We start from the raw sequence: 9,584 nt of genomic DNA on the forward strand, positions 1-9,584 counted from the left end.
GGGTTTCTCACTAAGATACACTACTTCGATAACTCCGATATTTCCACTTTTTGTATGAAAGGACGCCTTTTGGATCCAGGGAGTTTCTTTGAAATTACCGGTCTGGTATGAATTACCTCCAAACTGGATTCGGGCTCCGGTGATATCAGGATACTGCCACCCAGGAGGGATTAAATCAGTGATTTCACGAAGTGTATCCTCAACTGATTTTGAATCATCCTGAAGAAGAGAGGCAACAGAATAGAAAAGTTTCTGTTCCTTGACTCGTTCGCCGTAATCATGTGCAAGTTTCTGCCTGATCTCCTCTGCCTGCTCTTCAGCGAGTACCCGGCTAGTAATATCCTTAAAGACCAGAATTATTTCAGTCAGAATTCCGGACTTGTCGTGAACAGGAATTGGATATTGTTCGAGGACACGTTTTCCTGAAGGGAAGTTTAGGTCAAATATTTCATTCTCATAACTGGTACTGGCATATCCATCTGTAGACAGGAGAAAACCAGGTAATACTGTCTTCACCGGTTTTCCAACACAGGATTCTGCAGACAGACCACTCATATGAAGAAATGACTGGTTCACTTCGGTAATAACGCCTGAAGGACTCATAATAATAATCGGTTGTGGACTATGGGCAAAAATCGCATCCAACCGGTTCGTTTTTTGTTGAAGGATCATTTTTTTTCAATGAATGATAAGATGAGATCACGTTCTTTTGAATCTGGTAACTCACCAATATTGGGAATTCCTGAAAGGGAATCGTCGGAGAGAAGGTGAATAAGAAGATCGTGAAGTTGATTTGTCATAAGATACACCACAGCTATTGTTGTTAGTCTGCATAGTGTTTCCACCTTATAATTATAAAAAGTTGAGGGTATTATTTAATGGTAACCGGGATTTTCGCAAATCTTATATTATTGTTTTCATCAGATTCGATGACATTATTCTCGCTATCCACCAGGATACCAAAGTAGTATATCCCCGGAGTCATATTCATCGGAATCGGTGTGGGTGCATTCCCATCAGACTGAGTCCCTGCCGGAAGTTCGGGTATCTCACCCATACCCAGCAGAATATCCTCATCAGATAGTTCAGAGTCTGCGGATAGATAAAGTTCCACGATAAACGACCCTGCATCTCCAGAGCCGACATTCCGTATTGATGTTGAGACATTCATGACCCCGCCAGAGGTTCCTTCTGTATCAGAGCTGACATCAGAGATGGTAAGATCAGGAAGGTTCGGAGGTTCCTGGGTCTGGATCACAACTGGCTGTGTCCCGGGAGAAATTTTCACCATCTTGTCTGCAAAGAGGAGGTTATTTGCCTCATTCTCTTCTGAAATTTCCTTTCCTGAATCTACCATCACGCCAAGGTAATAGGTACCTGGCTCCAGATCAGCCGGGACCGTTGCTATGGCTGTTCCATCACGAAGCATTCCGACCCCGAGATCTGCAACCAGCCCATACCCAATCTCACGATCCTGCTCGGTAATCAGGGCATCAGGCGAGAGATATAATGAGATTCTGAAGGGTCCTGCAGATGCTGCTCCCTGATTCTTCACCGTCGTATTCACATTCAGGGTACCACCCTGCACTGCAGACTGCTGGGTAGTAATCTTACTGATGACCAGATCCGGACGGGTTATCGAAAATCTGGAATCTTCCTCGGTCTCTTCTGATACAAATGGCACAGATCCGGTGGTGACCAGAAATGCTGAGCTCTTCACATCAGGGATTGTCACCTTCGATGCCGAGGCTTTCACATTATTATCCTCTGAAACCTCCATGATCTCATTTGCCGGATCAGCAATGGCTCCCAGGTAAAAGGTTCCCGGCTGCATCCGGTCCATCGGGAAGTATCCGGTCAGTTTCTTTTCCGTCCCCGGTTTTAAGTTTGGTATGAGATAATAGCCGATTGGAGTATCATCTCTGGTGATGGTTGAATCATTTGATGCATAGAACGTGATAAAAAAGTCCGTTGATGGCCGATACCCCTGGTTTACAACTGTCGCTTTCACCTCAAGCTGGGGGTTTCCTTCCCGTACCGTCGGGACAAATGAGGTGATGACCATATCCGGCCCGGTTGGGTCAGGCTGCTTTGAGAGATCAATCTTTGTCTCGACCATCTGGGGCTGTTCTTCATCCCTGACAGTCCGTGGTGTCGGGACCGGTGTGACAACCAGTTCAGCAAGCGGTCCGACCCGGCGATGATAGGGATCATCAATCATTGGATTCATTGCTTTTGCCTTGGCAATTGATTCAGCAGATCCCGCACTATCACCAAGGGCACTGAGCACGACGCCCCGCCAGTACCAGGCATCTGCCAGATCAGGATCCTGGGCGACTGCTTTGTCAAGAAGAAAAAGTGCCCGATCATAATGTTTTAACAAAAACTCCGAGACTCCCTGCTGATACCAGTATTCGGGATATTGTATGCGGTCGGTCATATCATCGCCAGCGACCACACCAGCAAAACAAAGAACAAGTATGATTGATGTTACCCAGAACGCCTTTTTCACAGATGATCACCAGATATATGCAGTAAGGTATGATGTCATTCCCTGATATTATTGGTGGACGTTCGGCTCTGGTTTGTTGTATGGCAAGATGATATGAAAACAAAATAGTACCCGGATTATCCGGTTTTATTTTTATACATCCCGATACAGGAGATAATGTTTAAAAGGGGGATTATTCGGTCTCCTTCGCTTCCCGAACCATAACCCTGACCCGCTCGATAACCTCAATCTTCCTGCGGTAGTCTCCTTCAATCTCACTTTTGATCTGATCAAGAATCTCATCGATGGACCGCTGAAGACTGTATACCTTAACCGGCCTGCCTTTCTTCTCGGTGATATGGCTGGTGACATATACCCATGACCGCTTGATAAGCTGATTAATCGCAATACTGACTTCAGGTTGCCGAAGATCAGAAATCCTCTCAAGCTCACGTGATGTCAGGTCGTACCCTTTGAAGAGTACAACAAGGACGCGTGCTTCCCCGCTCTTTAAACCAACATCTGTCAGGATATCAATTATCTCAATATCGGTATCCGAAAGATGAACGACTGTATCCGGACCCATCCCCATCCCTGATTCATTCCATTGTTTTTATTATATTATTATTATATCGATCACCCGATTATGACATGTTATCTTTGTGATTTTCACCCATAAGCAGAGAAAAACTCACAATGAACCATAAAGACCAACATTGCAATACTTTTTCCATGGCCCCCTGACTGCATGTACTGCGGTATTATATTGAGGAAAGACATATCCTGAATGAACTATTTCGTTGCATTGCCATGGAACGGTACCTCTTCTTTTCAGTCGGGAACCTACGGTGCGGGATACCTTTTGCTGATGCCATAACCATGATACGGATGGTCAGTATTACACCAGTCAGAAAGAGAGAGGAAGGACTGGTTGGTACCATTAACCTTCATGGAGAGATAATATCCGTGTACTCAGCCAGGGAACTGTTTGGATTTCCAAAGCGCTCCCCCCTTCCGGGCGATAACCTGATTATCGTGAGAAAAGGGTTGGAAAATGTGGCACTCTGGGTAGACAAGACATACATCATTCAGAAAGGAGAACTGGTGCCTGACGAGCGTTTCCCGCATGAACATGTGCAGACAATGATTCCAGGAATAAAAATCTTCTCCTCTCATCTGATAGTCATTTTTGATCTCGTTGAATTCCTTGAATATGGATCGAAAAGCCAAACCCGGCTTGCTGACATTCTTCAACCCCTACCGGATGAAGGGGAAGAAACGGATATTGTAACCGTGCGCGATCAGCAGGATATCGAACGGGTGCTTCAGGAACGATCTATACAGCTTGCACTCCCGGAAGAAGAGAAAACCCAGCCTCCGGTCATTGAGATTATCAGATTCAACCTGATGTATCAGGAGTATGCGGTTGAAATGAAATACATACGGGAAGTAATCCAGACCTCAGAGATAACACCGGTTCCCGGGACTCCTGATTTTATCGCAGGTATCTGTTCGGTCAGGGGAGAGATTATCTCCCTCATTGATCTCAGACCGCTTCTCTCCATTCCGGAGAAAGGACTGACAGACCTGAACCGGGTGATTGTTCTTACGGACGGGAATCTTACCTTTGGCATCCTCGCAGATCAGATTACTGGTATTGGAACACTCACAACCGAAGATATTGTCAGGACGGATGAGAACCACCTGAAGGAATGGCAGAATATTATCTGTGGAACAAAGGATTCCCTCAAGGTGCTGAATGCACAGGCATTATTGACAGATCCCAGGATGATAATTGATGACACGGAAACCTGACCAGAATCCTGATACAGGACAATCGCTGGTATCAGATTGGTATCGCATCGAGCATGAACAATTCAGCCTGAAGGAGGAGAACTTTTGATCCAGTTTTTTTCTGACTTGAAAGTAGGCACGAAAATTCTTGTCATATCATTATTTCTCGCCATTATCCCCACATTGCTTCTCGGACTTGTCTCCTATTCAAGTTCTGTGAATGTAATCAACGAGCAGATTGAGACATTACTTGAGACACAGGTCCAGGATATGAAAGGATGGACCAATGATGTCTATAAGCTGACGAGGAATAAGGTAAATAGTGATCTCAACGTCTTACGACAGAACTTTTATGCAAAAGGGACCCCGGAGATTATCGATAATAATATGACACTCATTGATAAGAACGGGAAACATTACGTTGTCAATAATAATTTCGAGATTGTGGACGGGGTCAGAGATCTTGTCGGTGGAGCAGCGACGATTTTTCAGGTGTATAATAACAGCTATGCGGTCAGAATATCGACGAATGTCAAAGGGACCGATGGTGAACGGGCCGTTGGAACTCGTCTGACCGATAATGTGTATGAAATCGCGGTAAAACAGGGTGTTACCTATTATGGCAGACGGGATCTCTTTGGTGTCAATTATGTGACCGCCTACGAGCCAATCAAGGACCGGAACGGGACCGTCATCGGGGTATTGTTTGTGGGAACCGCCGAAGAGCAGACGCTTGATGTGGTGAAAAAGAGTATTCGAAATACGGTGGTCGGAAAGAACGGATACATGTATGTCCTTGATGGCAATGGGATGGTCCTTGTCCACCCCACACAGGATGGTGCAAACTGGTCAGAGATGGGATATGTCCAGGAGATGCTCCAGAAAAAAGAAGGGGCTATCATCCATCAGGTCAACGGGACGACCGTTCTTGATGCATACACCTACTTTGAACCCCTTGACTGGTATATCGTGTCCCGTGCAGAGATGTCCGATTTTGAAGGACCCATCGTCACCATCAGAAGTACCATCCTAGCCATCGTCATTGCTTCCATCCTTATTGGTGCCATCATTGCAATCCTTTTTGGAAGATCTATTGCAGGGCCCCTGCAGCAGGTCGTTGCCATGATCAAAGAACTTCGCAATGGTCATCTGTCAGCCAGGCTGAATATCAGGCGGGCGGATGAGATAGGTATCATGGCAGCCACCATGGATGAATTTGCCGATGATTTGCAGAAAAATGTCGTGGGGAATATTGTCAAGATAGCCAATGGTGAATATATCCAGGAGTTTACCGGACCGGTAGATGAGCACGACCAGATCCGCCCCTCTCTCCAACTCCTGGTTGAATCATTTGATCACCTGCATAAAGAGACCATAAAACTGACCGATGCAGCCCGTGCCGGAGATCTCTCGATACGTGGCGATGAGAAAGCATTCCGTGGCGGATACCGGCGTATTATTGCAGGATTTAACAAGACTCTTGAGACGATTACCGAGCCAGTAAATGAAGCGATGAGACTTGCCCACTGTTATGCATCCGGTGACTTTACTGCCCGGTTTGATGAGAAGATCCCGGTTGCAGGGGAGTTTGTTGCATACAGGGATGCCCTCAATACCATCGGGATTGAACTGTCCAGACTCATGAAGCTGATCACCGAAGAACTCTTTGAAGGAGTGTCTGTCCTTTCAGTAGCATCGAATGAGATCCTGACCGTGACATCGCAACTCTCTTCGGCTAGTAGTCAGACGGCCGAGACGGTCAACGAAACATCAGACACCGTGGAGACGGTCAGGAAAAAGACTGATCTTGTGAACCAGAAGACAAAGTCCATGTCAGAGAAGGCTATGAAAGCCATCGAGGTTTCACAGACCGGTCAGCAGTCGGTTCAGGAGATCCTTGACGGGATGAATCATATCCAGCGGCAGATGGACATGATCAGTATGAATGTTGTGAAACTTTCCGAACAGAGTCAGGCAATCGGGGAGATTATCGCAACCGTTACTGACATATCAGAGCAGTCAAATCTGCTTGCAGTAAATGCATCCATTGAAGCTGCCAAAGCCGGAGACTTTGGAAAAGGGTTTGCCGTGGTTGCCCATGAAATTCATAACCTTGCCCAGCAGTCAAAACAGGCGACCGGAACTATCAGAACCATTCTCACTGATATCCAGCGGGGTGTCTCCTCCACCGTGGTGTCAGCAGAACGGGGATCACATACCGTGGCTGATGCGGTCCGACTCACAACAGACGCCCGAAAAGCCATAGAAGTGCTGACACGATCCATAGCAGACTCATCGCACGAAGCGATCGAGATTACCAAATCAATTCAGGATCAGGTTGCCGGAATGGATCAGATAACAAAAGCCATCGAAAATATCAGGAATGCAGCACAAAAGAATCTTGAAATCACCAGGAAAGCAGAAAAGACTGCAGAAGATCTGCATGAACTGGGCATCAGGCTGAAAAAGATCACCCTCCAGTACCAGGTATAACCATTGCATGACCGATTCAGATGATGAGTTTTATGCAATCCTCCTTGCAACATTCCGTGAGGATGCAGAAGAACTGCTCACCGGGATTACTGACGGGCTGATAAAACTTGAGCAGGCAGGGGATCATCCTGAATCTACGCTCATTGAGGAGGTGTTTCGAAAGACACACAGCCTGAAGGGAGCTGCACGGGCGGTAAACCTGCGTGAGATTGAATCTGTCTGTTTAAACCTTGAAAATATCTTCTCCCTGATGAAACGGGGAGAATTTTTTGCATCTGCTGTAGAATTTGATCTCTTTCACGATGCAGTAAAGAGTATCAGAAATTTTCTCTTTGAAGGTGAGAAGAAAAGCCCGCAACCTGTAGAGATCATCCAACGACTGCGGGCTTGCCTTGCTGAGCGAAAGAGTGCTAAAGAAAAAGAAGAACGATCTCCAGTCAGGGAAGGGCAGCCAAAAGACACACAGGACCTGTCAATCAGCAAGCAGATACAGGAGGAGAGAAAATCAAAAATATCCCTTGAACATGACCCGGCTACTCTGGCGGCGTCCAGTATGTTCCTTGAGGTAAAACCGGCAACTCACTCCTATTCCCAGTATGGGAATGACTCCTATCACGGCCCCCCGGTTCCTGATACCGGAACAGTCAGAATCGCTGCGAAAAAACTTGACCGCCTCATTATCGGATCAGATAATCTCCTCTCGACACAGCTTTTCCTGACACACCGGATCCAGGAACTTCAGGAGATGATGAGCAGATTCTCCCTCTGGCGATGGAATCACAGTCTTGTATTCAATGATATGACCCTGATCAGAGATGCCCTGCACGGGGCTAACCGGACATTGCTTCCTCCTGAGCTGCTCCTCTTTCTCGAACGTGTCTGTGATTTCCTTGAATATGACCAGGAATTTATAAAAAACCTCCAGCACGATCTTACCGCTCATATACATGCAACAGACATTGACCGGTCAGCACTGGAGGCCAGTACAACCGAGATTGCAGATCTTATCCATGATGCTGTCCTTGTTCCGGTATCAAGTATCCTTATTCCGATATCCGGGCAGGTCAGGGAGAACTCGCGGGCCCTTGGAAAGGAGGTGGATCTGAAGACCGAAGGGGGAGAGATTGAGATGGATCGCCGTCTGTTAGATATGCTCAAGGTTCCCCTCATGCACCTTATCAATAACAGTGTGGATCATGGCATAGAATATCCGGATGAGCGGATAGCAGTGGGAAAACCTGCACGAGGTCTGATTAAAATTAAAATCACCGCCCATTCAGGGAGTAAGGTTGAGATCACTCTTTCTGATGACGGCCGGGGCATAGATCGGGAGAAGATTCGAAAGACAGCAATGGAGAAGGGGCTGCTTTCTGATGAAGAGAAATTGGTGAACGATGATGAAGCGATTTGGTTTATCTTCAAATCAGGTCTGACCACAAGCCCCATGATAACAGACCTCTCCGGGCGGGGGCTTGGACTTGCCATTGTCGAGGATACGATCACCCGTATGGGAGGGGAGGTCCTCGTCTCATCTGAAAATGGGAAGGGAACCACTTTCTCACTCATACTTCCCATTCGGCTTGCAACCCTCCGTGGACTTATCATCAGGAACGGGACCTCTTTCTATGTGGTGCCGGTGCAGCAGATCCTCCAGGTCATTAGGGTACCTCCGGATACCGTTCAGGCAAGGAACACCCGGCAGATGATCCAGTACAAAGATGAATCAATCCCGATAATCAGACTTTCAGAGGCGCTAAAAACCCCGGATTTCGAGAACGATGAACAATCTGATGAGATACCAGTCATGATTGTTGCATATGGTGCGGGGAAGATAGCATATGCCGTGGATGAGGTAATGCAGGTTCAGGAGATTGTCGTCCGCCCGCTTGGAAGCCAGTTACGAAGAGTAAAGAAGATTACCGGAGCTGCTGTTCTTGGAGACGGCCGGCTTGCACTGGTACTGGATCCCCCTGAACTGATTCAGGAGGGGCTTCGGTTATCTGGCCTGGCACCTGCACCCCTACCGCCACGAAAAACTGCAGGCAGAGTGCTCATTGTTGAAGATTCAGTAACATCACGCGCACTACTTCGCAGAACCCTTGAAAATGCCGGATTTCTGGTACGTACTGCTCGTGATGGAATGGAGGCATTCAGTATCCTGCTTGAGGATGAGGTGGATATCGTTGTTTCAGATGTGGATATGCCGCGGATGAACGGGTTTACCCTCACTCAGAAGATACGGGCTGATGAGCGACTTGCACATCTGCCGGTCGTTCTCGTCACTGCACTTGATTCACGCGAAGATCGAGAGCATGGCCTTTCTTCAGGGGCCAATGCCTACCTCATGAAAGGAACATTTGAACGAAGTGAACTGGTCAGGACAGTAAAAGGGCTCTTAGCATAAAATCCTAAAGTTCATACCGGGCTGCATCTATTAATATACAATACGTGTATTCAGGTATATCATATTATGAGCTGTGAGCGGAGATATTCAAGTATAGCAACCTACCGCTTTGTATCTGGCCAGGCAAGTAGTACAGTCTCCTGTCAGAACTCTCCGTTTTCAGGATATGCATGACAGATATGGGTCAAAACTCATCGGTGCATATTCTGGTTGTGGAGGATAACCGTACACAAGGGGAGTATCTGCGTTATCTCCTTGAAAAAGAAGGATATCCGGTTATCATCACAACCAATGGAAAAGAGGCGCTTGAATCAATACAAAAAAGGCGCCCCCATCTCATCCTGACCGATGTGATGATGCCTGAGATGGATGGATATGAACTCTGTTCAACGATAAAAAATA

Annotated in this window: 7 protein-coding genes; 4 read left to right on the forward strand and 3 right to left on the reverse strand. The window is 46.9% G+C overall.

What is annotated here, in order from left to right; all coding sequences use genetic code 11:
- The 3 genes from PLA23_RS04965 to mreA all read right to left on the reverse strand — a co-directional run.
- The coding region (locus PLA23_RS04965) for a PAS domain-containing protein (protein ID WP_324474243.1) at nt 1-672 on the reverse strand (672 nt) is incomplete at its 3' end.
- Nucleotides 673-871: 199 nt separating this feature from the next.
- A complete protein-coding gene (locus tag PLA23_RS04970) occupies nt 872-2,512 on the reverse strand; it encodes a CARDB domain-containing protein (RefSeq protein WP_324474245.1) in 1,641 nt (546 codons plus the stop codon).
- Between the two features lie 172 nt (nt 2,513-2,684).
- Nucleotides 2,685-3,077 (reverse strand): MreA family transcriptional regulator, encoded by a 393-nt coding sequence (gene mreA, locus PLA23_RS04975; protein ID WP_324474247.1) that lies wholly within the window; start codon nt 3,075-3,077, stop codon nt 2,685-2,687.
- 224 nt (nt 3,078-3,301) lie between these two features.
- On the opposite strand from mreA, the gene PLA23_RS04980 reads away from it, so the two are divergent.
- From PLA23_RS04980 to PLA23_RS04995, 4 genes are all read left to right on the forward strand, one after another.
- A complete protein-coding gene (locus PLA23_RS04980; RefSeq protein WP_324332019.1) occupies nt 3,302-4,306 on the forward strand; it encodes a chemotaxis protein CheW in 1,005 nt (334 codons plus the stop codon).
- An 84-nt stretch (nt 4,307-4,390) separates the two neighbouring features.
- Complete coding sequence (locus PLA23_RS04985; protein WP_324474249.1) at nt 4,391-6,778, forward strand: methyl-accepting chemotaxis protein; 2,388 nt, start codon at nt 4,391-4,393, stop codon at nt 6,776-6,778.
- A 7-nt stretch (nt 6,779-6,785) separates the two neighbouring features.
- On the forward strand, nt 6,786-9,182 hold the full coding sequence (locus PLA23_RS04990; RefSeq protein WP_324474251.1) for a hybrid sensor histidine kinase/response regulator: 2,397 nt from the start codon (nt 6,786-6,788) through the stop codon (nt 9,180-9,182).
- Between the two features lie 170 nt (nt 9,183-9,352).
- A partial coding sequence (locus tag PLA23_RS04995; RefSeq protein WP_324474253.1) for a response regulator occupies nt 9,353-9,584 on the forward strand: 232 nt, incomplete at its 3' end.

Source organism: Methanospirillum sp. (assembly GCF_035406105.1).
Taxonomy (GTDB): domain Archaea; phylum Halobacteriota; class Methanomicrobia; order Methanomicrobiales; family Methanospirillaceae; genus Methanospirillum.

Coding starts and splice junctions, on each gene's coding strand:
- mreA (WP_324474247.1), bottom strand. CDS start 3,077: ATGGGTCCGGATACAGTCGTTCATCTTTCGGATACCGATATTGAGATA.
- PLA23_RS04980 (WP_324332019.1), top strand. CDS start 3,302: ATGGAACGGTACCTCTTCTTTTCAGTCGGGAACCTACGGTGCGGGATA.
- PLA23_RS04990 (WP_324474251.1), top strand. CDS start 6,786: ATGACCGATTCAGATGATGAGTTTTATGCAATCCTCCTTGCAACATTC.